Genomic DNA, 24,739 nt, shown 5'->3' with positions numbered 1-24,739 from the left:
GGGATCTCACCCCGCCACCTGCGGACGGAGAGTGTAGCTGAGACCGGTCCGGTCCGGCAAGAGGCGAACGCTGGTTGAGCTCCCCATATACAGATGCCTCATTCCTGCGTAGAGTTGGCTCAAGGGGAAGGGAGAGAAGGATCACGACTGCGGTAGTCGTTGCGGCTCTAGGTGCCATCTGTGTTGTCGGCGTGCTCGTCGCGTTCTGGCTCGCCTTGCGGCGGCCGGTTGACGCGCGGATTGCAACGGCGCTCGACAGGGTCGATGAGCGCCTGATCGGGCTCACCGAGCGAATAGAGGCCGCGGCCCCAGCTCCGAGCGTCGGGCCGTCGAGCCTCGACATGATCGGCTCGACGATCGACCTCGACGAGGTGTTGGGCCGCGCCCTCGCGGCGGTGGGGGCTCTGCCCGCGGTCGACGGTAGCTCGATCCGGGTCAACCGTGCCAACGGCGAGGTCAGCGTTGCGACCCAGGGCCGTGTCCGACCCGAGGATGCCCCCTTTCTGACCGGACCTCCCGACGGCGCACCGTTCAAGGCCGGCGTGATGTCATGGGACACCGAGGAGACCCACGCGCTGCGTTCGGGCCTCGTCGTCCCGATCGGCCCGGACGGAACCGGAACGCTCGCGGTCTACTCACGCATTGCGAACGCCTTCACCCAGGACTCGGCCGCGCTGCTCACTGCGATAGCGCGCCACGCCGGCCCGGCGATTCAGAATGCGTTTCGCTTGCTCGACGTTCAGAATCTTGCGGCGACGGATACCCGGACGGGGCTGCGGAGTGCGCTCGCTTTCGCCGACGAGTTGCCGCGCGAGATCAACGCGGCGCGGCGCCACGGCCGGCCGCTCTGCATGATCCAGGTCGACCTCGACGACTTCGGTTTGATCAATAGGACGTTCTCCCAGGAGACGGGCGACGCTGTCCTCGCAGAGTTCGGCGAGCGGGTTCGCGCCACGATGCGTTGGGGCGATACCGCGTACCGGAACTCCGGCGGCGCGGACGAGTTCTTCGTGATCCTCCCCGATACGACACGGGCTCTCGCGAAGCGGTTCTACGGTCGACTCGCGTTCGAGATCGCGGAGGAACCCTTCGGCGAGGCCGGCACGCTGACGATGTCCGGCGGCCTCGCCGAGCTTCGCGCAGACGACACGGTCGAGAGCCTGACGGCTCGAACGGGTGCGCTCGTGACGCGCGCGAAGCAGGCCGGCAAGAACCAGCTCGCCGACGACCGCACCCCGTAGCGGGCCGGGCACGCTCTTGCACGCTCTCGGCAGTAGGGTTCGCGCATGATGAGCACTGCCGCGCTCGCTCTCCTCGCTGCTGCCGTGCTCGCAGCTCTCATCGCCGGGGGCATCCGTGTCCGGCGTGCGAACCGCGAGAGGCACGCCGCCCTCACGCGAGGTCTCCGTGAGATGAGCGACCGCCTCGACAGCCTTGCGCGCGAGTTGGCCGAGGCCTTGGAAAGGGTGCGTGTAGAGGGCCTGAGAGCGCGTATTCTCGAGTCGCTCGGTGGGACGCTCGATCTCGACGAGGTTCTGGTTCGATGCGCCGAGGCGGCGGGGTCTCTGTCCGGTGTCGCAGCTTCCGCGATCACGGTGGAGATCGACGGGAGCCCGCATGTCGCAGCCGTCGGTGTCGACCCGAGCGCGGTAGGCCCGATCGTTGGCCCTCCGGGGAAGGAGGCCGCCCGCGCGGTCGGGCTCTCCTATCACTACCGCGAAGGGAGCAGCGCCGCGGAGCAGATGCTCTCGGCCGTGGCAGTCCCGGTCGAGTCACAACATGGCCGCCTCGGATTCCTGGCCGTCTTCGGTCGGGACGAGGCACCGCCCGTCGCCGGGACCGATTTTTTGACGCTCGAGGCGATCGCGGGCCATGCCGGACCGGCGATCGACAGGGCCTGGCGAACCTCCACGAGTCCGGCCCCGGCGACCGACATCCTGACCGGTCTCGCGAACCGCCAGGCACTCCACGAAACGCTTGCGCTCGAGGTCGCCCGCGCACATCGAGCCGGTGAATCGCTCGCCGTGTGCGTACTCGACGTCGACAATCTCTCCGAGGCGAACGCCCATCTCGGACAGCCGGGCGCCGACCGGCTTCTCGGTCAGATCGCGGCGCTCCTGTGTGAGCCGCGCCTTCCTCGCGAACGCGTCTTCCGGTGCGGGGGCGACGAGTTCGCGGTCGTGCTGCCGTCGGCAGGCCGAATCGACGCTGAAGCGACGTTCGCGCGTGTCCAGGCATCTCTCGGCCGTCTCCCCCGCGCCCTGGGCTTCACGCCATCTCTCTCGGCGGGGATCGCCGAGCTCAAACCCGACGACGATGGCGTCTCGCTGTTCGAGCGTGCCGAGCGGGCGCTTCGCCACGCGAAGGCCACCCGAAAGGGAAAGGGCACGGCCGCTTAGAAACCGCGGAGAACCCGGCAGGCCCGCGGGCGGGTCTCCCAAGAATCACGCGAAGCGTGCAGCAAGCATCAGCAGGGGGAGGGCGCGGTATGCTCTTCCACCGCGCCCTCCCCCGCTTCCGTTCCCTACGACTCTTCGGTGGCCTCTGGCGGTGCGTCTTCGACCGGCAGTTCGTCCTCGAACCCGAGGCCGAGAGCGGTCAGGTCGATGTCGCCGTCGCCGATCTCCTCGAGCGCAGCGAGCAGCTCCTGGGCCTCAGCGGCGAACATCGAGGACGGCAGTGGCTCCGCCGGCTCGATCTCGATGCCACGGTACTTCTTCAGGCCCGTCGCAGCGGGGATCAGCTTGCCGATGATCACGTTCTCCTTGAGTCCGAGCAGACGGTCGATCTTGCCCTCGATGGCGGCGTCCGTGAGGACCTTCGTGGTCTCCTGGAACGATGCTGCCGAGAGGAACGACTCGGTCGCGAGCGAGGCCTTCGTGATCCCGAGGATCAGCGGCTCGACGGTCGCCTCCTCCTTCTTGGCCTTGCGGGCAATCTCATTCGCACGCGCCAGCACGGCCTTGTCGACGAGCTGACCCGGGAGCAACGTCGTCTCTCCGGCACTCTCGACCCTGACCTTCTTGAGCATCTGGCGGACGATCAGCTCGATGTGCTTGTCGTGGATGTCGACACCCTGCGACTTGTAGACCCTCTGGACCTCGCCGACGAGATAGAGCTCGGTTGCCGTGGAGCCCTTGAGCGCAAGCAGCTCGGCCGGGGCGATCGATCCCTCGTTGAGCGGATCACCCGCCTCGACGACCTGACCATGCGTGACGAGGAACCGTGTCCGGCGCGAGAAGCTGTACTCCTTCGCGGGAATCGGCTCGCCGTTCTCGTCGAGCGACGACGGGACGACGGTCACCTTGATCGTGCGGTCGGCGTCCTCGATCTCGATCCTGCCCGAGACCTCGGCGATCGTTGCCGCACCCTTGGGATTCCGCGCCTCGAAGATCTCGACGACACGCGGGAGACCGTGGGTGATGTCGGCACCTGCGACACCACCCGTGTGGAACGTGCGCATCGTGAGCTGCGTGCCCGGCTCACCGATCGACTGCGCCGCGATGATGCCAACGGCGTCGCCGACCTCGCAGATGTAGCCGGTGGCGAGGAACGTGCCGTAACAGGCGCGGCACACGCCGTGCTCGCTCTTGCACTTGAGGGCCGAGCGCACCGGGGCGAGATACCCTTCGGCGTGCTCCTCGAGTCCTTCGAGCAGCTCCCGCAGGAGCGGCATCGTCAGTTCGGTTCCCGCAGCGAGAAGAAGCGTCTTGCCGGGCTTGCCGTCCTTGAGTGGCTTGTACACATCGAGCGCGAGGAGGCGTCCGACAACGCTGGAGTTCTCCTTGTCGTCGAGCATCGCCGCGAGCTCGATGTGATCGGTCGTGCCGCAGTCGAGGTCACGGATGATCACGTCCTGGGAGACGTCGACGAGACGCCGCGTCAGGTAGCCGGAGTCGGCTGTCCGTAGCGCCGTGTCGGCGAGTCCCTTGCGGGCTCCGTGCGTCGAGATGAAGTACTCGAGCACTGACAGGCCTTCCATGAAGTTGGCCTTGATCGGGCGCTCGATGATCTCGCCCTTCGGATTTGCCATCAGGCCGCGCATGCCGGCGAGCTGGCGAATCTGGTTGAACGATCCGCGAGCACCCGAGTTGGCCATCATGAAGATGGTGTTCGTCTTGTGGAGGTTGGCCTTCATCGCCTCGGCAACCTCCTCGGTCGCCTCCGTCCACACGGCGACGATACGCTCGTGCCGCTCTTCCTCGGTCATGAGGCCGCGCTGGTACTCGCCCTCGAGCTTCTTGACCTCGGCCTCGTAGCCCACCAGGATTTCTTCCTTGTTCGGCGGGATCACGATGTCGTTCTTCGAGACGGTGATTCCGGCCTGCGTGGCGAAGCGGAACGCGAGCGACTTGATCGTGTCGAGCACCGTCGCGACGGCATGTGCGCCGTAGAGATCCACGAGCTCAGCGATGAAGAGATCGATCTCACGCTTCGAGAGCGGCCGGTTGATGAACGTGTGCCTGACCGTCTCGGCCGTGTGCACCGCGACCTCGAGCGAGCGCTCGATCTCGACGTTGAAGATCACACGCCCGGGCGTCGTCAGGATCACCTCGTCGTGCCAGCGGTACTCGATCGGCTCCTGCAGGTGAACCTGACGGGACTCGACTGCGAACTCGACCTCTTCCTCGGAGCGGAATCGCTTCAGCCCCTTGACGCCGAGCAGCTTCACGATGTCGGCCGAGGTCGTCTCGGGCAACTCGTGATCGCAGTAGGTCAGGTAGTACGCGCCGAGGACCATATCCTGCGTCGGTGTCGCGAGCGGCCGACCATGTGCGGGTGAGAGGATGTTGTTCGCCGACAGCATGAGAATCCGAGCCTCGGCCTGGGCCTCGGCGGAGAGCGGCAGGTGAACGGCCATCTGGTCGCCGTCGAAGTCAGCGTTGAAGGCGTGACAGACGAGCGGGTGCACCTGGATCGCCTTGCCCTCGACGAGGATCGGCTCGAAGGCCTGAATCCCGAGGCGGTGGAGCGTCGGTGCGCGGTTCAGGAGCACCGGATGCTCGGCGATCACCTCTTCGAGGACGTCCCAGACGTCCAGTGACATCGACTCGACATGCTTCTTTGCAGCCTTGATGTTCTGCACGGCCTTGCGCTCGACGAGCCGGCTCATGATGAACGGCTTGAAGAGCTCGAGCGCCATCAGCTTCGGCAGACCGCACTGGTGGAGCTTGAGGTTCGGGCCGGCAACGATGACCGAGCGGCCCGAGTAGTCCACGCGCTTGCCGAGCAGGTTCTGACGGAAGCGACCCTGCTTGCCCTTGAGCATGTCGGACAGCGACTTGAGGGGCCGGTTGCCCGGGCCCGTCACCGCGCGACCGCGGCGGCCGTTGTCGAACAGTGCGTCGACGGCCTCCTGGAGCATGCGCTTCTCGTTGTTGACGATGATCTCCGGCGCGCCGAGATCGAGCAGGCGCTTGAGCCGGTTGTTGCGGTTGATCACGCGCCGGTAGAGATCGTTCAGGTCCGACGTGGCGAAGCGGCCACCGTCGAGTTGGACCATCGGCCGCAGCTCCGGCGGGATAACAGGCACGGCCTCGAGGATCATCCACTCCGGCTTGTTCTCGGACTTGATGAACGCCTCGACGACCTTCAGCCGCTTGATGCCGCGCTGCTGCTTCTGTCCCTTGGAGGTCTTGATCACGTCGCGAAGCGTCACCGACTCCTCGGCGAGGTCGAGGTCGCGGAGGAGATCGCGGATCGCCTCGGCGCCCATCCCGCCACGGAAGTACTGCCCGAAGCCGTACGGCGAGCCGAAGCGGTCCTTCAGCTCGCGGAACAGCTGCTCGTCGTTGACGACGAGCTTCGGCTCGAGCTCCCGGAAGAGCTTCCACGTCTCCTCGAGACGACGGACACCATCGACTGCGGCCTCCCTGGCATCGTTACGACGGGAGTCCATATCCTGCACCATCTCGCGCACCTTGAGCGCCCACTGGGCGACGATGTCGAGATCGTCCTTCTTGGCTCCGGGGAGCAGGCAGAGGTCGGAGGCGAGTTCACGCACCTCGTCGACCGTCTGGCCGACGTTCTCCTCGTGGAGGACGTCAGCGAGCAGGCCATTGCCGACCTCGCGGGCCTTGTCGAGGTTCTTCACGTCGACGTTCGCGACGAACTCGGCGTCCTCACCTGAGAGCTCGGCACCCGTGGTGAGCGCCTCGACGAGCTTGTTCAGGTGCTTCGTGATCGCGCCCTTCTTCGATCCTGTAGCCGTCTCGAGCTCCGCGCGCAGCGGATCGAGCGACTCGTGAATCTCCTGGGCGGCCGTCGCGACGGACTCGACCTCACGCGGCGTGAGCTTGCGATCCTCGCGCGTCGCCGTCTGGCGGACGAGGTCTCGGATCTTCTTGCCGTCCTCCGTCGTCAGCGACTTCGCGAGCTTGGGGAAGATGCCGCCGGCGAGCTGGCGCGCCTCCTCGAGCGTCGGCAGCATCTGATCCTCGGCCCAGTTGTTGAGCGAGCGAGTCCAGAACTCGTCGTCCTCGTCGAAGTTCTTCTCCTTGCCGGCCGCGAAGTACTCGCGGCGACGGGTGAGGCGCTCCTCCACGGCGAGCACATGCTCGTCGCGGTCGACATAGATCTGCTCGGACTCGGCGCGGACCTTGTCCTCCAGGTCTGCGAGGTCCTTGGCACGGGCTTCGTTGTCGACACCTGTGACGATCGAGGCGGCGAAGTAGAGCACCTTCTCGAGTTCGCGCGGGGCGATATCGAGGAGGTAGCCGATCCGGCTCGGGACACCCTTGAAGAACCAGATGTGCGAGACGGGCGCGGCCAGGTCGATGTGACCCATGCGCTCGCGACGCACCTTCTGGCGCGTCACCTCGACGCCGCAGCGCTCGCAGATGATGCCCTTGTAGCGGACACGCTTGTACTTGCCGCAGTAGCACTCCCAGTCCTTGGTCGGGCCGAAAATGCGCTCGCAAAAGAGGCCGTCGCGCTCGGGCTTGAGCGTGCGGTAGTTGATCGTCTCCGGCTTGGTGACCTCGCCTGACGACCAGTCGCGGATCTTCTTGCTCGACGCGAGCCCTATGCGGATCGCGTCGAATTCATTGATGTCGATCAAAGGATTTCACCTGAGGTGAAATCCCTATATGGGGCGTTCATCGTTTGCATTGTTCCTCCGCGTCGTCAACTTCTTGGAATCTGCTCTCTACAAAACGTTCCGAATGCACTATCTAACGGGGTTCGCGTAGCGAAGCCCTTCAGTCGTCGAGCTCGGCGTCGGCAAGGCCGACTTCGAGCTCCGCGTCGGCCTCGAGGCCGTCCAGAGTCTCGTCGGCGGCGACGGCGACGTCTCCGCCCTCGTCGACGGCGACAGCGCCCTCCTCGACCTCCTGGACCGAGAGCTCACCGGCGGCAGCGCGAACCGCGGCCGGCGACAGGTCGATGCCGAGCTCCTCGGCAGCGCGAAGCAGCTCGTCGTCCTCCTCACGAACCTCGACGTCGCGCCCGTCGTCCGACTGGACGTGGACATCGAGCGCCAGGGACTGCATCTCCTTGAGCAGCACCTTGAACGACTCGGGAATGGACGGCTCGGCGATGTTCTCGCCCTTCACGATCGCCTCGTACGCCTTGACGCGGCCGATCGTATCGTCAGACTTGATCGTGAGCATCTCCTGGAGCGTGTACGCGGCGCCATACGCCTCGAGCGCCCACACCTCCATCTCTCCGAATCGCTGACCGCCGAACTGCGCCTTGCCGCCCAGCGGCTGCTGGGTGACGAGCGAGTAGGGACCGGTGGAGCGAGCGTGGATCTTGTCGTCCACGAGATGGAGCAGCTTTAGGATGTACATGTAGCCGACCGTGACCTTCTGCTCGAAGGGCTCCCCGGTCTTGCCGTTGAAGAGCTGCACCTTGCCGGATGCCTTGCGGCCCGCGGGGCGCGAGTGGTCGACGTTCATCTTGATCGGCAGGTCCGTCGTCTCGGCCCAACGCACGAGCGCGTCGTCGACATCGGTCTCGGTGGCGCCGTCGAAGACGGGCGTCGCGACCGGATGCGGCTTGGGCGCGTTGATCGAGGCGCGCGGGTTGACACCGATCGGCGTGTCCGACTCGGCGAACATGCCGTGGGCAGCGGCCCAGCCGAGGTGCGTCTCGAGGATCTGACCGATGTTCATCCGGCTCGGCACGCCGAGCGGATTGAGCACGACGTCGACGGGACGGCCGTCCTCTAGGAACGGCATGTCCTCCTCGGGCACGATCTTCGAGATGACGCCCTTGTTGCCGTGGCGGCCGGCGAGCTTGTCACCTTCCGAGATCTTGCGCTTCTTCGCGACGAAGACGCGCACGAGCTCGTTGACGCCCGGCGGCAGATCGTCGCCCGCATCACGTGAGAACGTCTTGACACCCATGACCTTGCCACCCTCACCGTGCGGCACCTTGAGCGACGTGTCGCGCACCTCGCGTGCCTTCTCCTTGAAGATGGCGCGGATCAGCTTCTCCTCCGCCGTCAGCTCGGTTTCACCCTTGGGCGTCACCTTGCCGACGAGCAGGTCGCCGGAACCGACCTCGGCTCCGATGCGCACGACACCACGCTCGTCGAGGTTCGCGAGCGACTCCTCCGAACGGTTCGGAATGTCGCGCGTGAGCTCCTCGTCGCCGAGCTTCGTCGTGCGAGCGTCGATTTCGTACTCGTGGATGTGGATCGAGCTGAGCACGTCGTCCTTGACGAGGCGCTCGGACAGCACGATCGCGTCCTCGAAGTTGTAGCCCTCGAACGGCATGAAGGCCACGAGCAGGTTCGCACCGAGTGCGAGCTCACCACCGTCGGTGGAGGAGCCGTCCGCGAGGACGGTGCCCTTGCCGACCTTGTCGCCGAGCTTGACGACAGGCTTCTGGTGGATCAGCGTGCCCTGGTTCGAGCGCATGAACTTCGTGAGGTTGTACTCCTCACGGGTGCCCTTGCCCTCGACGACGATCGTCTCGGCGTCGACGTCGATCACGGAGCCCTCGGTGCGGGACATGACGACGTCGCCCGTGTCGATCGCGGCGCGGTACTCGACCCCGGTGCCGACGAGCGGCGCCTGGGCGATCATCAACGGCACTGCCTGCCGCTGCATGTTTGCGCCCATCAGGGCGCGGTTTGCGTCGTTGTGCTCGAGGAACGGGATCAGCGCGGTCGCCACGGAGACGATCTGCGATGCCGAGACGTCCATGTACTGAACGTCCTTCGGCGAGACCATCACGGCCTCACCCTCGCGTGAGCGGCAGAGCACCTGCTCCTGCACGAACTTGCCGGTCTTCTCGTCGACTCGCTCGGACGCCTGGGCGATCGTGAACAGGGCCTCCTCGGATGCGTCGAGATAGACGATCTCGTCGGTCACCTTGCCGCCCTTGACAATGCGGTACGGCGTCTGGATGAAGCCGAACTCGGACACGGTCGCCATCGATGCGAGCGAGCCGATCAGGCCGATGTTCGGGCCTTCAGGAGTCTCGATCGGGCACATCCGACCGTAGTGGGTGGGGTGCACGTCGCGGACCTCGATCGGGGCACGCTCGCGGGTGAGTCCGCCGGCACCAAGGGCACTGAGGCGCCGACGATGGGTGAGGCCGGCCAGCGTGTTCGTCTGATCCATGAACTGCGAGAGCTGCGAGGAGCCGAAGAACTCCTTCAACGCCGCCACGACCGGGCGAATGTTGATGATCGTCTGCGGCGTGATCGTGTCCACGTCCTCCGTGGTCATGCGCTCGCGAACGACCCGCTCCATGCGGTACAGGCCGACGCGGAACGCCTCCTGGATCAGCTCACCGGTCGTGCGAAGGCGACGGTTGCCGAAATGCTCGTACTCGTCGAGCTCGGCGCGGATCGGGTCGCGGTTCATCTGCGCGGCATCTGCTGCGAAGTCCTTCGAGTCCTCCGGCACACCGAGGTTTGTCGGCAGTGCGACGAGCCGGCGGATGAGCGCGAGGATGTCCTCGGTCGTGAGGACACGCGTGTCCTCGGGGACCGAGACGCCGAGGCGCTGATTCAGCTTGTAGCGGCCGACCTTCGTCAGGTCGTAGCGCTTGGGATCGAAGAACAGCGCTTTGAGGAGGTTGCGTGCGTTGTCGAGCGTCGGCGGCTCGCCGGGACGCTGCTTCTTGAAGACCTCGATCAGCGCCTCTTCCTCGCGCGTGGTCGTGTCCTTCTCGAGCGTGTTCTGGATGTACACCGAACCGTCGAAGAGCGCGAGGATCTTCTCGTTCGTGCTCGTGTCGAGCTGGAACCCGGTCGTCGGATCCTCGAGCGGGAGTGCCCGCAGGAGCGTCGTGATCGGCAACTTGCGCTTGCGATCGATACGGGCATACGCAATGCCCTTCTTGTCGATCTCGAGCTCGAGCCACGAGCCACGAGACGGCATCAGGTTCGCGATGAACACCTGCTTGGTGGCGTCCTTCGGCTCCATGAGGTAGGCGCCGGGTGAGCGAACGAGCTGCGTCACGATGACGCGCTCGGTGCCGTTGATGATGAACGTGCCGACCCCCGTCATCATCGGGAAGTCACCCATGAAGACCCGCTGCTCGCGAATCTCGCCGGTCTCGGTGTTGACGAACCTGACCGTCATCGACAACGGGGCCTGGTAGGTCATGTCCTTCTCGCGACACTCGTTGATCGTGTTCGCGGGCTCGCCGAAGGCATAGTCACCGAACTCGACGGCGAGGGTGCCGGTGTAATCCTCGATCGGTGAGATGTCGTCGATCGTCTCGCGAAGACCCTCGTTGAGGAACCAGTCGAACGACGTCTTCTGGATGTCGATCAGATTGGGGAGGTCAAGGACGTGCTTCAGACGGGAAAAGCTCGTGCGCGCGCGCGGCGCAACAGTAGTGCTGCTCAAGATGCGACAGCCTCCCTTAACGGCGTGCAGGGTCGAAGGAGCAAGAACGCTCGGAACGGACGATAATAGCGGACGCGCATGCGCCACCGCAACCGCCCTCGGGCGGCGTCGGCGGAGCGTCCGCTGTGAAGCGTAGCAAAGTGGGGTTAGGTCTTGCATTGCAACATCTCAGACCGCCAAGCGAACTCAGCACCGCTTGGATGCTGCAATGCAAGACCTGACCCCGGTTGTGGTGCCTTATTTCAGTTCGACGCTAGCGCCGGCCTCTTCGAGCTCGGCCTTGAGCTTCTCGGCCTCGTCCTTCGTGACGCCCTCCTTGACCGGGCCGGGGGCACCGTCGACGACATCCTTGGCCTCCTTGAGACCAAGGCCGGTGATCGCGCGTACGACCTTGATCACCTGGATCTTCTTGTCGCCGACCGCCGTGAGGACGACGTCGAAGGAGTCCTTCTCCTCTGCGGCACCACCGTCGCCGCCGCCCGCGGGTGCAGCCGCTGCGACTGCCACCGGAGCTGCGGCAGTGACGCCCCACTCCTCCTCGATCGCGTTCTTCAGCGCGACGAGCTCGAGCACGGTCATCTTGCCGAGCGTCTCGAGAACCTTTGCCGTATCCGTAGCCATTGCTTGTTGTTTCCTCTCACGTGTGTGGTTTTGGATGGAAGCGTACGAGGCATGCCTCGCCCCTACGCCTCCGGGGTTTCTGTCTCGACCTCGGCCGCCGATTCGTCGGCTGCCTCGGCGGCGTCATCGGTGCTCGCTTCCGCGACGGTCTCGGGGGCCGGCTCCTCGGCAACGACCTCCTCGGCCGCAGCGTCGTCAGCAACAACCTCCTCGGCCACAGCCGCTTCGGCAACGACCTCCTCGGCCTGTGCTTCCTCGGTCGGGCTTGCGTCCGCGACGGCGTCCGGGCCTCCGAGCTGCGTGATCCGGGCGTCGATCAGGCCAACCAGGTTCTGCAACGGCGCGTTCAGCACCGCAGCGAGCTGGCTCAACGGAGCGACGATCACTCCAACGAGCTGTGCCTTCAGGACGTCGAGCGGCGGCAACTTGGCGAGACTCTCGATGTCGGGACCGCTGATCGGGTTACCCGACAGCACGCCACCGCGCAACGTGAGGATCTTCGTCTCCTTTGCCGCGTCGCTCAGCGCCTTCGCTACCGCGACGGGGTTTCCGTCCGCCTCGACAAACGCGATCGCTGTCGGGCCCTCGAGGAGGGCCAGCAACGCATCGGCTCCTGCCGCCTCGGCGGCACGCCGCGTGAGCGTGTTCTTGACGACGCTCAGCTTGGCACCGTGATTGAGTAACTCGACCCGCAGGCTTGCGAGCTGGCTGTTCGTGAGACCGCGGTAATCGGCCACGATCAGCGCATCCGCCGACTTCAGTCGGTCGGTCAGCTCGGCGATCACCTTCTCTTTCTCTGCTTTCTCCATCTTTCACCTCCTCTCGCACATCGAGCCCGCACGGAGGCGGGCTCGAGAGAAGAACAGCCCTGGGGTGCCTCCCCTGCTCTTTCGGGAGACACCCACAGGTCCGTTCTACGCTTTGAGCGCACCTCGGCCGGGCTTCCGCCACCCACGAAAGGGCGGCTGCCGGCTGTCTTCGGCGACGGGCATGTCAGAAAAACATCATTGGGCAAGGCTCGCGCCTCAACCCACCAGGGCTTCGGCCTCCTCGAGCTCCTCGACGATTCCCCGCGTGCGCGACGGATCGACGTGCAGACCAGGCCCCATCGTGGACGTCAGCGTGATGCCCTTGATGTACCGGCCCTTCGCCGATGAGGGCTTCGCACGAACGATTTCCTCGACAAGCGCGGCGTAGTTCTCGACGAGCTGCCGTTCGTCAAAGCTCTTCTTGCCGATCGCGACATGGACATTCGCGCCGCGGTCGGTGCGGTACTCGAGCTTGCCGGCCTTCGCATCGGAGACGGCCTTCGCGATGTCGAAGGTGACGGTGCCCGTCTTCGGGTTCGGCATCAGGCCGCGAGGACCGAGGACGCGACCGAGCTTGCCGACGTTGCCCATCTGATCCGGCGTCGCGATCGCGACGTCGAAATCGACGAACCCACCCTCGATCTTGGCGGCGAGATCCGCAGCACCGACGACGTCGGCCCCGGCCTCTTCGGCCTCGCGAGCCTTGTCGCCCTCCGCGAAAACCGCCACACGCGTGACGCGGCCGGTTCCGTGGGGGAGCATGAGAGTCCCGCGCAGCTGCTCGTCCGCATGGCGAACGTTCAGCCCGAGGAGGAAGTGCACCTCGACGGTCTCGTCGAACTTTGCACCCTCGATCTCCTTGAGGATCTTGATCGCCTCGACCGGGGTGTAGAGGTTCTCGCGGTCGATCTTGGCGCGCGCTGCCTGGTAGCGCTTCCCGTGGCCGCTCATGCCTCCACCTCGACGCCCATCGACCGGGCGGTTCCGGCGATCACCTTCATCGCCTGCTCGATGTCGTTCGCGTTCAGGTCGGGCATCTTGGTCTCGGCGATTGAGCGGAGCTGATCCTGTGTGAGCTTGCCGACCTTCACCCGGTTCGGCTCTGCCGAGCCCGACTGGAGGTTGAGCACCTCCTTGATCAGGACGGCCGCCGGCGGTGTCTTCGTGATGAACGTGAAGGAACGATCCTCGAAGACCGTGATCTCGACCGGAATGATACGGCCGTTCTCATGTGCTGTCTGCGCGTTGAAGGCCTTCGTGAACTCGACGATGTTGACGCCGTGCTGGCCGAGTGCCGGACCGACCGGCGGCGCCGGGTTGGCCTGGCCACCCGGGATCTGAAGCTTGATGACTGTGAGTACTTTTTTTGCCATATGCGTGAGTGCAGTCGGGGCTGCTCGCCCCTCCTCCCGTCTATCGTTTACTGGAACGTATTGCGATGCCCTGCGGGCGAGGCTTCGTCTCGCTGAGACGAGACTACGCCTAGCCCCTACGGTTTGTGCTGCAGTCTTTCGTGGCTCAATCTATTTTCTTAACCTGGTCGAAACCGAGCTCGACCGGGACCTGGCGCTCGAAGATGTCGACGAGTACCTTGAGCTTCTGGGCGTCAGGGTTGACGTCGACGATCTCGCCGTCGAAGTCGGAGAGCGGTCCGGACGTGACCTTGACCGACTCGCCGAGGACGAACTGGGCCTGCGACTTCGCTGCCGGCCCGCCGCCCGCACCCGCCGTGTGGAGGATCCGGTCGACCTCGTTCTGGGAGAGCGGTACCGGCTTCGCGCCGGCGCCGACGAACCCGGTGACACCGGGTGTTCCCTTGACCACGATCCAGGCCTCATCGCTGAGATCCATGTTGACGAGAACGTAGCCCGGCAGAACGCGCTTCTCCGTCTGCACCTTCTGGCCGTCCTTCGTCTCGATCACCTGCTCGGTCGGCACGACGACGCGCCGGAACCGGGGTGATTGGTTCAGCGAAATGATCCGGTGCTCGAGGTTCGTCTTGACCTTCTTTTCATGCCCGGAGTAGGTGTTGATCACGTACCAGAGAAACATGTTGGCCTCACTGCCCGAGAAGGACGTCGCGGACGAAGGGGCGGACGACCTGGTCGACCCCCCAGAGATATGCGCCCATGATCGCAACGGCGATGATGACGGCGACGGTGCCCTGGATTACCTGGGCGCGGTTCGGCCAGTCCACCTTGTGGAGCTCGGCCCATGATTCACGGACGAAGCCGCCGCGGCGCTTCGGATCCTGCTCGACGGGCGCGACGGATCCACCGCCGCCTGCAGCAGCAACCGGTTGAGGGACGTTGCGGGGCTCGTTCGGAGCGGCGTCACCAGACGCGCGACGCGCGTCCCGCCTCTGCCTCCGGGTTTCGTCGGCCATTAGACGCTCGACCCGAGACGGTTCGCCTGGATGCCCCACAGGCTGGTAAACGTTCCGGCCGCTGCCGGGACAGGCTGCGCCAGTCTCCTACGGGGTTTCCGGTCGAAGGTACCGCGAAGGCGCATCAGCGCGTCTCCCGATGGATCGTGTGGGAACCGCACCAGCGGCAGTACTTCTTGAACTCGACCCTGTCGGGGGAGTTCCGCTTCGACTTCTCGGTCTGGTAGTTCCGCCGCTTGCAGTCGACACAGGCGAGCGTGATTGCGACTCTGACTCCGGTTGCCATGGCTTCTTCTCGTGTTGTGGGAAAGGGCGTGCGAGGTAGCGGCGGTAGGACTCGAACCTACGACACGCGGATTATGATTCCGCTGCTCTAACCAACTGAGCTACGCCGCCGAGCAGTCCCGCAGTCTAGCAGCGCCCAAGTCTAGCAATATCGCATGAAGAGGGCTCGTCGACCGGAGCGGCACACGGGCGGTCGTCCGACCGACGGTGGGAGTAGCCTCTGCCACCGTGATCAGGATTCCCCCACAGCGCGGCGGCTGGCTCGAGGTGATTTGCGGGCCTATGTTCTCCGGCAAGAGCGAGGAGATGATCCGGCGCCTTCGCCGGGCCGAGATCGCCGGCCAGCGGGTCGTGATCTTCAAGCCGCGCATCGACGACCGCTACGACACAACCGACGTGGTCTCCCACGCCGGCGCACGGATGCGGGCGGTCTCGGTCGAGAGCGTCCCGGAGCTCGTTGCACGTTCCGCCGGCCACGACGTGATCGGCATCGACGAGGTGCAGTTCTTCGACCGAGCTGTCGTCGACGCAGCGCTCGCGCTCGCCGACAGCGGCGTCCGGGTCGTCGTCTCAGGCCTCGATCAGGACTTCCGCCGCCTTCCATTCGGCGTCATGCCCGACCTGCTCGCCCACGCCGAGTTCGTCGACAAGTTGCAGGCAGTGTGTCACCGCTGCGGCGGCACGGCCACGACGACGCAACGACTCGTCGACGGGCGTCCGGCGCCGTACTCGGGCGAGACGATCGTCGTCGGGGCACTCGACTCGTACGAGGCTCGCTGCAGAGACTGCCATGAAGCGCGCCAAGGGGATCTGATCGTGGCAGAACCCTTGGTGGCCTGAGGATCTGAGGGCAGCGGCATCCGGCCTTCAGCGTGGGCCGTGCCGCCGGTCGGTCACGGCTCGCAACGACGTTCTTGGGCGCCTCAGGAGGCGAGTGAGACGGCGAAGATCTGCCAGGCCAGGAAGGACTTCGCTCCGAGGCTGAGCACCAGATAGGTCTTCTCCCCAAACGCGTAGTCGGCCCAGCGGCCGATCTCCCGGTACTGAAGCCACTGGTTGAGGCCGAAGCTGAAGAAGAAGCAGAACTGAACGATGAAGATGGCGTACACACCGATTGGGATCGTCGACGAGCCGAAGACGTTGACGGCGATCGCCACCCACGGAGCGATCCCCGCGATCGTCCCGAACCAGAAGGGCAGCATGGTGGTCGAAGTACGCCCGGGAGGGTTCATTCGTTCCTGGAGCCAACCGAAGAGGATCATTGCGACGTTGGCACCGGCGATCGCGATCACGGCGTTGATCGACGTGATGCCGAAGTAGAAACTGATCAGCACAACCATGATCGTGGCGCTGACGGAGTACTCGATCCAGCGGAAGCGATTGATGCCGTGCCGCAGGTCCTGCTCGTAGGTGTCCCGCGCCACGGTGGACGTGAGCAGGTGATCCAGGCCCGCCAGGCCGAGGAAGACCGCGACGGCCCATCCGATCCTCACGTCGAACAGTGTCGAGGGTGCCGGCACGGCTGTTCCCGGAGGGCCCTCCGGGAAATTCGATGTCACCGCGATCGCGAAATCGCTGGTCAGGAACAGGATCAGAGCGGCTTGGCCGAAGTGCAGAAATGTCAGGCCAAGGTTCCAGCGGCGAAGCCGGGCGAGGCGTTCGTCGTTGACCCCCGTTGCGATCGCAGTTGGATTGTGGCTACCAGGCATCGGACACCTTGAGTTCGACGGGCGAGGCGAGGATGCAGCGCCACAGGCAACGGTACAGGCGGGCTAGGTGTACGCGGGGAGGGATTCTCGCTCGTCGCGTAGCACCCGACCATGGTGGCGCCCTACACGGAAGGCGCGACAACAAGCACGAGCTTGCCGGTGAACGACTTCGTGATGAACTCCTCCTGCGCTCGGACGATCTCCCGCAGGGGGTAGGTGCGGGAGACGACAGGCTCGATCTCGCCACGCTCGACGTAGCGGATGAGATTCTCGAAGACGATCGGCTCCTGGACGGTGCAGCCGAGGAGGGTCAGATCCTTGAGGTAGAGCGTTCGCAGGTCGAGCGCGACGACCGGCCCGGCGATCGCTCCCGAGGTGGCAAGCCGGCCCCCGTTGCGGAGCACCGCGAGCAGCGGTGGCCAGCCCGGGCCGCCGACGACATCGATGACCACATCGATGCTCGCGGGTCCGAGCACGACCGCAGGCTCGTCCCCCCGTGGGATGACGGCCTCGGCGCCGAGGGCGCGCACCGCTCCCGCCTTCTCGGGCGAAGCGACGCCAACGACCTCGGCGCCGCGGCGTTTCGCGAGCTGGACGGCGGCAGAGCCAACACCACCGGAGGCGCCTGTGACGAGCACGCGTTCTCCTGCTACGACTGCAGCGCGGTGGAGGAGGTTCTCCGCCGTCGAATACGCGCACGGAAGCGAGGCGAGCTCGACATCCGACCAGGCGGACTCGACACGGTACGCCTCTCGCGAGGGTACGGCAACGTACTCGGCGAACGCTCCGTCACACTCGGACCCGAGCGTCCAGTACGGGAGCGGCGAGGAGGCGGGCGGGCGCATCATCGGTCGAACGAGGACTCGCTGACCGATTCGGGTTGCGGCGACGCTGGCACCGACACGGACGATCCTCCCGCAGCAGTCCGCACCCTGGATCAACGGGAACGCGAGCGGCGCGCCTGACCACGCACCGTCCGGTGGCACGCTGTCGTCCTCTGCTGAGACGTTCGCCGCGTCCGTCCCCGTAGCGATCTCCTTCGAGTACCAACCGACCCGCGTGTTGATGTCCGTGTTGTTGACGCCCGCTGCCGCCACCTCGATGAGAACCTCGTCGTCATTGACGAGCGGGAGGGCGATGTCCTCGCGATAGACGAGCAGGTCGGTGCCGCCGTGGCCCGTGAGGACGACGCCGCGCATGACCTCGGGAAGACGCGAGAGCGAGGTCGTAGCCATGCTCAGAGACTCGGTGGACCCGCGAGTTGGGAATCGAGCACGAGCACCGTTCTCGCTCCTTCGCCACGACGAAGCCTCTCCAGCGCGGCGTTCACGCCGTCGAGGTCCGAGACATGGGTGACGACGTCAGACAGATCGAGCTCGCCCGTGACCGCGAGCTCGGCCAACGCAGGCAGGTCGGCCGCCGGGTCGCCGGAGCCGTAGTAGGAGCCGCGGATGCCCTTGTCGGCGAGGAAGTCGATCGCGGGGAAAGAGACCTCGACACCCGCCGGTGCGAGGCCGACGACGACCGCAGTGGCCGCCGGGCGCAGAAGCTCCCACGCGAGGCGCATCGTCTCGGAGCTACCGACTACCTCGAACGCATGATCGACGCCCCCGGCGTTCAACTCCAGCACGGCCTCCCGGGGATCAGTCGTCGTCGCGTCGATCACGTGGGTTGCGCCACGCCGACGCGCGATCTCGAGCTTGGCCGGATCGCGGTCGATCGCGATCAGCGGCCACGCGCCGGCGAGCGCCGCGGCGGCAACGACCTGGAGGCCGACCCCGCCGCAGCCGATCACGGCGACGCTCTCCCCCGCACTCACGCGACCGACGTTGCGGACGGCGCCGAACCCCGTCATCACACCGCAGCCGAGGAGCGCCGCCTGCCAGAGCGGCAGCCCGGGCGGAAGCTTCACGGCGCCACGGCCATCGACCACCGTGTGCTCCGCGAAGCAGGCCGTCATCAGTCCGTGTTGCAGCATCGTCCCGTCGGGCAGGCTCAGCCGCGATGTGCCGTCCATCAGCGCCCCCTTGGCGCCGTTCGTACCGGCAGGGCCACACATGTTGAAACGCCCCGCGAGGCACGCAGGACACTTGCGACAGGACGGAACGAACGAGAAGCCGACCGGGTCGCCGACCACCACGTGCGTGACCCCCTCCCCGACGGCCTCGACGACACCGGCTCCTTCATGGCCTAGCACCATCGGCCAGCGGCCGTCGCCGAGATGGCCGTCGACGAGATGGAGATCGGAGTGACAGACGCCCGCGGCGGCAACCTTCACGAGCACCTCGCCGGCCCTCGGAGAGTCGAGCTCGACCTCTTCGACCACGACATGTCCGGGCTCGTGCAGCACGGCAGCCCGCATGCGCATCAGGCAATCCTCCAGCGTTCGAGCGCGTCCAGGTCTGGCGTCACTCCTAAGCCCGTGCCTTCGGGCGGCGCGATCGTCCCATCGGGTGCAATCTGGATCGGCGCCGGCAGGAGCCAGTCGCGCCGCTCCGCCGACCACGCGGGAGGATCGAACGGCACCTCGACGAACGGCACGGTCGAGAACGCGAGAGCTGCGTGGAGGTTGACGAGGAGGCCGTAACCGTTCGACCACGTGTGCGGCGACCACGACCGCCCCATCAGATCCGCGAGGCCGGCGGCGCGGCGACAACCTCCGACCCCGAGCGAGAGAACTGCGTCGCACTGCAGGACGTCGATGCCGCCCCGGACGACGAGGTCACGCGCCTCCTGCGCGGAGCGCACCATCTCGCCCGCTGCCAGCCGGAGGCTCGTCAGCCGACGCAGCGCGGCGTACCCGTCGACGTCGTCGGTTCGCAACGGCTCCTCGAGCCAGTAGATGCCAAGCGGTTCGAGCGCTCGGGCGACCTGAGCCGCAGTCGCGACGTCCCAGCGCGGCTCGAGATCACCCGGCATCCGCCACCCCTGGTTGGCGTCCACCATGAGCTGCAAATCGCTCCCGACTGCATCGCGTACACCCTCGACGACGGCCACGTCGTCGCGCCAGTCGGCGTGGTGAAAGCGAATCTTGACCGCCTTGACTCCGGCGTCGCGCAGCGCCACACACCGGCGAGCGCGCTCGTCTGGCTCGACGAGCTCGCCGCTCGACGCGTAGGCAAGGAGACGGTCGGAGCGGCCGCCGAGGAGCCTCCAGACGGGTTGGCCCGTCGCCTGGCCGACGAGATCCCAGACTGCAGCCTCGGCGATCCAGGGGCGGCTGCCGTGGAAGTCAACGGTCTCGCCGATCTCACGGACGAGCTCCGTCCGAAGCGGGTCGACGCCGACGAGACATGACTCGAGCAGGGCGCGATCCGGCAGTGCATCACCGCTCGCCCATCCCGAGAGGCCCTCGTCCGTGTGGACACCGACGAGCGTTGCAACCTGATGATCGCGTGGGATCGGATCCCAGGCTGCGCGAAACGGCGGGTCGAAGTCGACGCGGTAGCGTCGTGCCTCGACGGATGTGATGCGCATCAGCTGCCGCTGTAGAACGGATTCGTGAGCGTGTCGCGCTGGGCCACAATGCGCGCTGCAGCATCCGGGTCCCGTCCCGAAACGCAGACGCCGATCGCTTTGTGCACCGCTTCCCGATTCGCCACGCGCACAGCCGTCTCGTCGTCTGCTCGCGGATCGACCCAGACGGCCACCAGCACGTACAGGTCGCCCGTAGCCTCGACGAGACCGTCAGCCACGGAGTCGAGCACGCCCTGCCCGATACCGAGCTGGGCCGCGCCCCACGTGATCGTCTGGTGGCGATCGTCGGTGGCGGTCGCCTTGTTCATCATGAGGGTCGGCGGCCAAATCGGCTCGTATCTCTGCTGACTTGGGCCGACGCAGCACAGCACAGGTGTGTGACCGGGAGACGGCTGCGCAAACATCGTCAGCGCTGCCGCTGCCGTCGGGCTGCCCCGGCGTGCGAGCACGACGTTGACGTGGCTCCCGTTTGGCGCCTCGCCGCTCCAGCCCTCGCCGATCCGGCCGTCCATTTCGTCCAGGTTCATCGCTCTCCCTCGGGCCTCGAGATTGTCAGGTTTTCCTGCGTTCCGTGAGGGTCACGTCTGCAGTCTCCGAACGGGTCAGGTGTTGAGATCGAGCACAACGCGCAAGGCATCGCCGCTCCTCATCAGCTCGAACCCGCGCCCGACCTCGTCCAGAGACAGGCGGTGCGAAACGAGTCGATCGAGCGGCAGACGGCCCGAGCGGTAGAGGGCGAGGGTCGTACCGAAGTCGCGCTCGGGGCGCGACGAGCCATAGATCGACCCGAGCACCCGCCGTTCCATCCGAGGGATCGAGAGCGCTGGCAGCGTGAGCGTGGCGTCTGCCCTTGGAATCCCGATCAACACTGCGGCACCACGCGCCCGGGTCGCGAGGAACGCGGCCGCCATCGCCTCGGGCCGCCCGGTCGCTTCGATCGCGTAGTCGACGCCACCGCCCGAAACCTCTCGGATCGCCTCCGCAGTCGCCTCCGCCGAGCCCGCCCAGAGGACGCCTTCGGAGGCACCGAAGCTGCGAGCGGTCTCGAGCTTGGCGGGTGCCGCGTCGACCGCGATCACGGGCTCCGCACCGACCGCCAGCGCTGCCATCAGGGCAGAAAGGCCGACACCGCCGCACCCGATGATCGCCACTCGGTCGCCGGGCCGAACGCCTGCGGTTCGCCAGACCGCGCCAACTCCTGTCGTCACCGCACAGCCGACGAGGCCTGCCACGTCGAAGGGAACGTCCTTCGGAATCGGGACGCACGACTTTTCGGGCACGACGCAGGCCTCGGCGAACGTCGACAGGAACGAGTAGTGAAAGACGGGCTCGCCGTCGCGAGAGAGTCGGGTCGTCCCGTCCATCAAGCCACCCGTCTCCATGGCCGGCCAGGCCGTCGAGCAGAGCTGCGGCAGGTCCCGCAGGCACTCGCCACACATACCGCACGACGGCGCCCAGGAAAGCGCAACGTGGTCACCGACGACGACCCGTGTCACGCCCGGGCCGATGGCCTCGACGACACCCGCGCCCTCGTGGCCGAGCACTGCGGGGCATCGGGTCTCGGCCGTACCGTCGATCGCATTGAAGTCGGAGTGGCAGACCCCGCTCGCCTCGAGTCGGACGAGCACCTCAGCCGGTCCCGGCGGAGCGAGGTCGAGAGACACAACCTCGAGAGAGGCGCCCGTGCGCTCGAGAACCGCGGCGCGGACCTTCACGTGGTCGTAATCGTCGACTTCAGCGACGTTCGATCGCTCTGCAGAGCGCGAAGCTGATCGAGCGGGATGTGACAGCGCATCAGGTGATTCTCCTCGACGTCGATCAGCGGGGGCTCGACATCGTCGCAGATTGCGCCGATGCGGCGGGGGCAGCGCGTGTGGAAGACGCAGCCAGTTGGCGGGTTCGACGCGCTCGGTATGTCGCCGTCGAGCTTGATCCGCTCGCGGGCCTCCCCGTCGATCGTCGGCACAGCCGAGAGGAGGGCTTCGGTATAGGGATGGTGAGGACCGTCGTAGATCGTCTCGGACGGCCCGAGCTCCATCAGCCGACCGAGGTAGAGAACAGCGATCCTGTCGGAGACGTAGCGCACGACCCCGAGGTCGTGCGAGATGAAGAGGTACGAGACGCGCTTTTCGGCCTGGAGCTCGACAAGCAGGTTGAGGATCGCGGCCTGAACGGACACGTCGAGCGCCGATGTCGGCTCATCACAGACGACGAGCTTCGGGTCACCCGCGAACGCGCGAGCGATCGCGAGGCGCTGCTTCAGCCCTCCCGAGAGCTGGCTCGGGCGAGCGCTGACGTATCGCTCCGACAGCCGCACGGAGTGCATGAGCTCGAGCATTCTCGCGTCCGCCTGCTTCCCGGTCAGTCCCGCAAGCTTCCGGAGCGCACGCCGCAGGATGCGCCGCACCTGGTGACGCCGGTTCAACGCCGAGTCGGGGTTCTGGAAGACGATCTGGAGTTCGCGGAGGTCGGATGCCGAGCGCTTCCCGAGCGTTCCGGCGAGGTCGCGCCCGTCGAACATGACGGCCCCGGACGTCGGTGCGATGATCCCGAGCAGCGTGCGGGCGAGCGTCGTCTTCCCACTTCCGGACTCACCGACGAGACCTAGCGTCTCGCCGGGCCAGATCGCAGCCGACACCCCAACGAGGGCATGGACGTCGTGTCCTCCCTGGGCGAAGACCTTGCCGAGATCGTCGAACCGGAGGAGCGGCGCGCCGGAGCGATCGACATCGGGCAACACGAGATCGGCGCTGAACTCCCGCGGGAGCGTCTGCGCGCGATCGTGGAAATGGCAGCGGCTCAGGTGTGCGAGCCCGACGACGTGGGCATCGGGCTCCTCGGTACGGCAACGATCCTCCGCGAGCGTGCAACGACTCGCGAACACACAGCCGGGGAGATCGTCGCCGACATTGGGCATGAAGCCCGGGATCGTGTCGAGCCGCCCGTGGTCCTTCCGAACGCCTCCACGCGGCACGCAACGGAGGAGGCCGACCGTGTACGGGTGACGCGGATCGTTGAGGAGCGACTCCGTGTCACCCTCCTCGACGAGTCGTCCGGCGTAGAGCACGCCGACCCGGTCGCACATCTTCTGGATGATCCCGAGGTTATGGCTGATGAAGAGAACGGAGGTCTTGAGCTCGGACTGCAAGCCAGCGACGAGGTCCAGCACCTCGGCCTCGACCGTCGCGTCGAGTCCTGTCGTCGGTTCGTCGAGAATGAGCAGCGCAGGGTCGGTCGCGAGCGCCATAGCGATGATGACGCGCTGCTGCATGCCTCCCGAGAGCTGATGCGGGTATCTCTTCATCACCGAGCCAGGATCGGCAATCTGCACGGTCTCGAGCGCCGCACGTGATCGATCGTCCGCATCTGAGCCGGTCACACCAAGCACCTTGAATACCTCGGCGACCTGGCTCCCGATGCGAACCGACGGATTCAAGGCGGCACCGGGATTCTGGTAGACCATCGAGACGGCGGTCGCACGGTGGCGTCGCAGCTCACTCCCGGACAGAGCCAGGACGTCCCGACCGTCGATCCGGATTGCCCCGGACCGAACGAATCCGTTGCGAGGGAGATACTGGATGATCGCGAGCGCCGCCGTCGACTTCCCACATCCCGACTCGCCGACGAGGCCGTACGCCTCGCCTCGCTCGACGTTCAGCGTTAGCCCGCGGAGAACCTGGCGGTCACGACCTCTGACGCGATAAACGACGTCGAGGGCGTCGATCTCGAGCGCCGCGTCGGCGGTGACAACGTCCGTCATGAGCGCCTCACCGGTCGAGCACCTGCTGGAGACCGTCGGCGATCAGGTTGACACCGACGACGAGGCTCGAGACCGCGAGCGCAGCGAACAGCACCGTCCACCAGTACGTTCCCGAGCTGAGGAGCTGGTAGTTGTCGGCGATCTGCAACGACCAGTCCGGCGACGGGGGCTGAACGCCGAAGCCGAGAAAGGTCAGACCGGCGACGGCGAAGATCGCATAGCCCAGCCGTACGGTCGCCTCGACGATGATCGGGCCTGTGATGTTCGGGAGGATTTCGACGAACATGATGTACCCCGAACCCTCACCACGCAGCTTTGCCGCGTCCACGTAGTCGAGCTCTCGCTCCCCGAGCACCGTTGCCCGCACCGTCCGAGCGACGATCGGCGTGAAGGCGACCCCGATCACGATGATCAGCGTGGTGTTGGAGCTGCCGAGCCCGACGAGCGCAGTGACTGCGAGAACGATGAGCGGCAACGCGAGAAACGCATCGATCACACGGCTGATCGACTCGTCTACGATTCCTCTGAAATAGCCGGTGATGAGCCCGATCGTCGTGCCGAGCACGATTCCCAGCAGCGTCGCCAGTGGCGCGATCTTGAGCGTCTCGCTCGCGCCGACGATCACGCGGGAGAAGACGTCTCTCCCGAGCGCGTCGGTCCCGAACCAGTGAGCTCCGCTCGGCGGGGCGAGGACGACGTCGGTCAACTCCAGCGGATCGTCGGGAGCGATCGTCGAGCCGAAGAGCGCACAAGCAACCCAGAAGCCGACGATCAGGACACCGGCGATGAGCGTCTTCGACTTCGCAAGCTGGCGCAGCGTCTCGCGTCGCGCGATGTCCCGCTCGCGCGGCTGGATCCCAGCCGCGGCTTCGCTCATACCG

At 66.1% G+C, this 24,739-nt stretch carries 20 protein-coding genes and 1 tRNA gene; 3 read left to right on the top strand and 18 right to left on the bottom strand.

The window, feature by feature from the left end:
* Window positions 1-191 precede the first annotated feature (191 nt).
* A complete protein-coding gene (locus ABIR74_RS00470) occupies window positions 192-1,241 on the top strand; it encodes a sensor domain-containing diguanylate cyclase (protein WP_348174645.1) in 1,050 nt (349 codons plus the stop codon).
* Between the two features lie 45 nt (window positions 1,242-1,286).
* Entirely contained in the window at window positions 1,287-2,399 is a 1,113-nt protein-coding gene (locus ABIR74_RS00465; RefSeq protein ID WP_348174644.1) for a GGDEF domain-containing protein, read from the top strand.
* A 125-nt stretch (window positions 2,400-2,524) separates the two neighbouring features.
* Here ABIR74_RS00465 and rpoC read toward each other — a convergent pair whose 3' ends face one another.
* From rpoC to ABIR74_RS00415, 10 genes are all read right to left on the bottom strand, one after another.
* On the bottom strand, window positions 2,525-7,060 hold the full coding sequence (rpoC, locus tag ABIR74_RS00460) for a DNA-directed RNA polymerase subunit beta' (RefSeq protein ID WP_348174643.1): 4,536 nt from the start codon (window positions 7,058-7,060) through the stop codon (window positions 2,525-2,527).
* A gap of 139 nt (window positions 7,061-7,199) precedes the next feature.
* A complete protein-coding gene (locus tag ABIR74_RS00455; RefSeq protein WP_348174642.1) occupies window positions 7,200-10,811 on the bottom strand; it encodes a DNA-directed RNA polymerase subunit beta in 3,612 nt (1,203 codons plus the stop codon).
* Between the two features lie 237 nt (window positions 10,812-11,048).
* Window positions 11,049-11,432 (bottom strand): 50S ribosomal protein L7/L12, encoded by a 384-nt coding sequence (gene rplL, locus ABIR74_RS00450; RefSeq protein WP_348174641.1) that lies wholly within the window; start codon window positions 11,430-11,432, stop codon window positions 11,049-11,051.
* Between the two features lie 62 nt (window positions 11,433-11,494).
* On the bottom strand, window positions 11,495-12,241 hold the full coding sequence (gene rplJ / locus ABIR74_RS00445) for a 50S ribosomal protein L10 (protein WP_348174640.1): 747 nt from the start codon (window positions 12,239-12,241) through the stop codon (window positions 11,495-11,497).
* Window positions 12,242-12,457: 216 nt separating this feature from the next.
* Window positions 12,458-13,192 carry a 50S ribosomal protein L1 gene (rplA, locus tag ABIR74_RS00440; protein ID WP_348174639.1) on the bottom strand — a complete coding sequence of 245 codons (735 nt, stop codon included), beginning with the start codon at window positions 13,190-13,192 and terminating at the stop codon, window positions 12,458-12,460.
* Window positions 13,189-13,614, bottom strand: a complete 426-nt coding sequence (gene rplK, locus ABIR74_RS00435; RefSeq protein ID WP_348174638.1) for a 50S ribosomal protein L11 — start codon at window positions 13,612-13,614, stop codon at window positions 13,189-13,191. The genes rplA and rplK overlap by 4 nt, the downstream gene beginning before the upstream one ends.
* A 145-nt stretch (window positions 13,615-13,759) precedes the next feature.
* Window positions 13,760-14,293: a transcription termination/antitermination protein NusG gene (gene nusG / locus ABIR74_RS00430; protein WP_348174637.1), complete on the bottom strand. Its 534-nt coding sequence runs from the start codon at window positions 14,291-14,293 to the stop codon at window positions 13,760-13,762.
* A gap of 7 nt (window positions 14,294-14,300) precedes the next feature.
* Window positions 14,301-14,627, bottom strand: a complete 327-nt coding sequence (gene secE, locus ABIR74_RS00425) for a preprotein translocase subunit SecE (protein WP_348174636.1) — start codon at window positions 14,625-14,627, stop codon at window positions 14,301-14,303.
* A gap of 124 nt (window positions 14,628-14,751) precedes the next feature.
* Window positions 14,752-14,913, bottom strand: coding sequence for a 50S ribosomal protein L33 (gene rpmG, locus ABIR74_RS00420; protein WP_348174635.1), 162 nt, complete (start codon window positions 14,911-14,913; stop codon window positions 14,752-14,754).
* A gap of 36 nt (window positions 14,914-14,949) precedes the next feature.
* Window positions 14,950-15,023, bottom strand: a tRNA-Met gene (locus ABIR74_RS00415).
* A gap of 126 nt (window positions 15,024-15,149) precedes the next feature.
* Here ABIR74_RS00415 and ABIR74_RS00410 point away from each other — a divergent pair.
* A complete protein-coding gene (locus ABIR74_RS00410; RefSeq protein WP_348174736.1) occupies window positions 15,150-15,752 on the top strand; it encodes a thymidine kinase in 603 nt (200 codons plus the stop codon).
* Between the two features lie 83 nt (window positions 15,753-15,835).
* Here ABIR74_RS00410 and heR read toward each other — a convergent pair whose 3' ends face one another.
* From heR to ABIR74_RS00370, 8 genes are all read right to left on the bottom strand, one after another.
* Window positions 15,836-16,621 (bottom strand): heliorhodopsin HeR, encoded by a 786-nt coding sequence (gene heR, locus ABIR74_RS00405; protein ID WP_348174634.1) that lies wholly within the window; start codon window positions 16,619-16,621, stop codon window positions 15,836-15,838.
* A 122-nt stretch (window positions 16,622-16,743) separates the two neighbouring features.
* Window positions 16,744-17,856, bottom strand: coding sequence for an alcohol dehydrogenase family protein (locus tag ABIR74_RS00400; protein WP_348174633.1), 1,113 nt, complete (start codon window positions 17,854-17,856; stop codon window positions 16,744-16,746).
* A gap of 2 nt (window positions 17,857-17,858) precedes the next feature.
* The gene (locus ABIR74_RS00395) at window positions 17,859-18,989 is read right to left on the bottom strand and encodes a Zn-dependent alcohol dehydrogenase (protein ID WP_348174632.1); all 1,131 of its coding nucleotides are present in this window, start codon (window positions 18,987-18,989) and stop codon (window positions 17,859-17,861) included.
* Window positions 18,989-20,098, bottom strand: a complete 1,110-nt coding sequence (locus ABIR74_RS00390; RefSeq protein ID WP_348174631.1) for a mandelate racemase/muconate lactonizing enzyme family protein — start codon at window positions 20,096-20,098, stop codon at window positions 18,989-18,991. Before ABIR74_RS00390 ends, ABIR74_RS00395 begins: the two co-directional genes overlap by 1 nt.
* Window positions 20,098-20,625 carry a formaldehyde-activating enzyme gene (locus ABIR74_RS00385; protein WP_348174630.1) on the bottom strand — a complete coding sequence of 176 codons (528 nt, stop codon included), beginning with the start codon at window positions 20,623-20,625 and terminating at the stop codon, window positions 20,098-20,100. The genes ABIR74_RS00390 and ABIR74_RS00385 overlap by 1 nt, the downstream gene beginning before the upstream one ends.
* A 75-nt stretch (window positions 20,626-20,700) precedes the next feature.
* Window positions 20,701-21,813, bottom strand: a complete 1,113-nt coding sequence (locus ABIR74_RS00380; RefSeq protein ID WP_348174629.1) for a Zn-dependent alcohol dehydrogenase — start codon at window positions 21,811-21,813, stop codon at window positions 20,701-20,703.
* Window positions 21,810-23,858, bottom strand: coding sequence for an ABC transporter ATP-binding protein (locus tag ABIR74_RS00375; protein ID WP_348174628.1), 2,049 nt, complete (start codon window positions 23,856-23,858; stop codon window positions 21,810-21,812). Before ABIR74_RS00375 ends, ABIR74_RS00380 begins: the two co-directional genes overlap by 4 nt.
* 7 nt (window positions 23,859-23,865) lie before the next feature.
* The gene (locus tag ABIR74_RS00370) at window positions 23,866-24,735 is read right to left on the bottom strand and encodes an ABC transporter permease (RefSeq protein ID WP_348174627.1); all 870 of its coding nucleotides are present in this window, start codon (window positions 24,733-24,735) and stop codon (window positions 23,866-23,868) included.
* Window positions 24,736-24,739 lie beyond the last annotated feature (4 nt).

Origin of the sequence: Gaiella sp. (assembly GCF_039915195.1) — a bacterium.
Taxonomy (GTDB): Bacteria; Actinomycetota; Thermoleophilia; order Gaiellales; family Gaiellaceae; genus Gaiella.
Note: the sequence above shows the minus strand (reverse complement) of the source record. Positions and strands in the feature narration are given on the sequence as shown.

Bases quoted from the DNA above. Each gene is read 5' to 3' on its own strand.
- ABIR74_RS00465 (WP_348174644.1), top strand. From the start codon at position 1,287: ATGATGAGCACTGCCGCGCTCGCTCTCCTCGCTGCTGCCGTGCTCGCA.
- rplL (WP_348174641.1), bottom strand. From the start codon at position 11,432: ATGGCTACGGATACGGCAAAGGTTCTCGAGACGCTCGGCAAGATGACC.
- rplJ (WP_348174640.1), bottom strand. From the start codon at position 12,241: ATGGAGAAAGCAGAGAAAGAGAAGGTGATCGCCGAGCTGACCGACCGA.
- rplA (WP_348174639.1), bottom strand. From the start codon at position 13,192: ATGAGCGGCCACGGGAAGCGCTACCAGGCAGCGCGCGCCAAGATCGAC.
- rplK (WP_348174638.1), bottom strand. From the start codon at position 13,614: ATGGCAAAAAAAGTACTCACAGTCATCAAGCTTCAGATCCCGGGTGGC.
- nusG (WP_348174637.1), bottom strand. From the start codon at position 14,293: ATGTTTCTCTGGTACGTGATCAACACCTACTCCGGGCATGAAAAGAAG.
- secE (WP_348174636.1), bottom strand. From the start codon at position 14,627: ATGGCCGACGAAACCCGGAGGCAGAGGCGGGACGCGCGTCGCGCGTCT.
- rpmG (WP_348174635.1), bottom strand. From the start codon at position 14,913: ATGGCAACCGGAGTCAGAGTCGCAATCACGCTCGCCTGTGTCGACTGC.
- heR (WP_348174634.1), bottom strand. From the start codon at position 16,621: ATGCCTGGTAGCCACAATCCAACTGCGATCGCAACGGGGGTCAACGAC.
- ABIR74_RS00400 (WP_348174633.1), bottom strand. From the start codon at position 17,856: ATGGCTACGACCTCGCTCTCGCGTCTTCCCGAGGTCATGCGCGGCGTC.
- ABIR74_RS00395 (WP_348174632.1), bottom strand. From the start codon at position 18,989: ATGCGCATGCGGGCTGCCGTGCTGCACGAGCCCGGACATGTCGTGGTC.
- ABIR74_RS00390 (WP_348174631.1), bottom strand. From the start codon at position 20,098: ATGCGCATCACATCCGTCGAGGCACGACGCTACCGCGTCGACTTCGAC.
- ABIR74_RS00385 (WP_348174630.1), bottom strand. From the start codon at position 20,625: ATGAACCTGGACGAAATGGACGGCCGGATCGGCGAGGGCTGGAGCGGC.
- ABIR74_RS00375 (WP_348174628.1), bottom strand. From the start codon at position 23,858: ATGACGGACGTTGTCACCGCCGACGCGGCGCTCGAGATCGACGCCCTC.
- ABIR74_RS00370 (WP_348174627.1), bottom strand. From the start codon at position 24,735: ATGAGCGAAGCCGCGGCTGGGATCCAGCCGCGCGAGCGGGACATCGCG.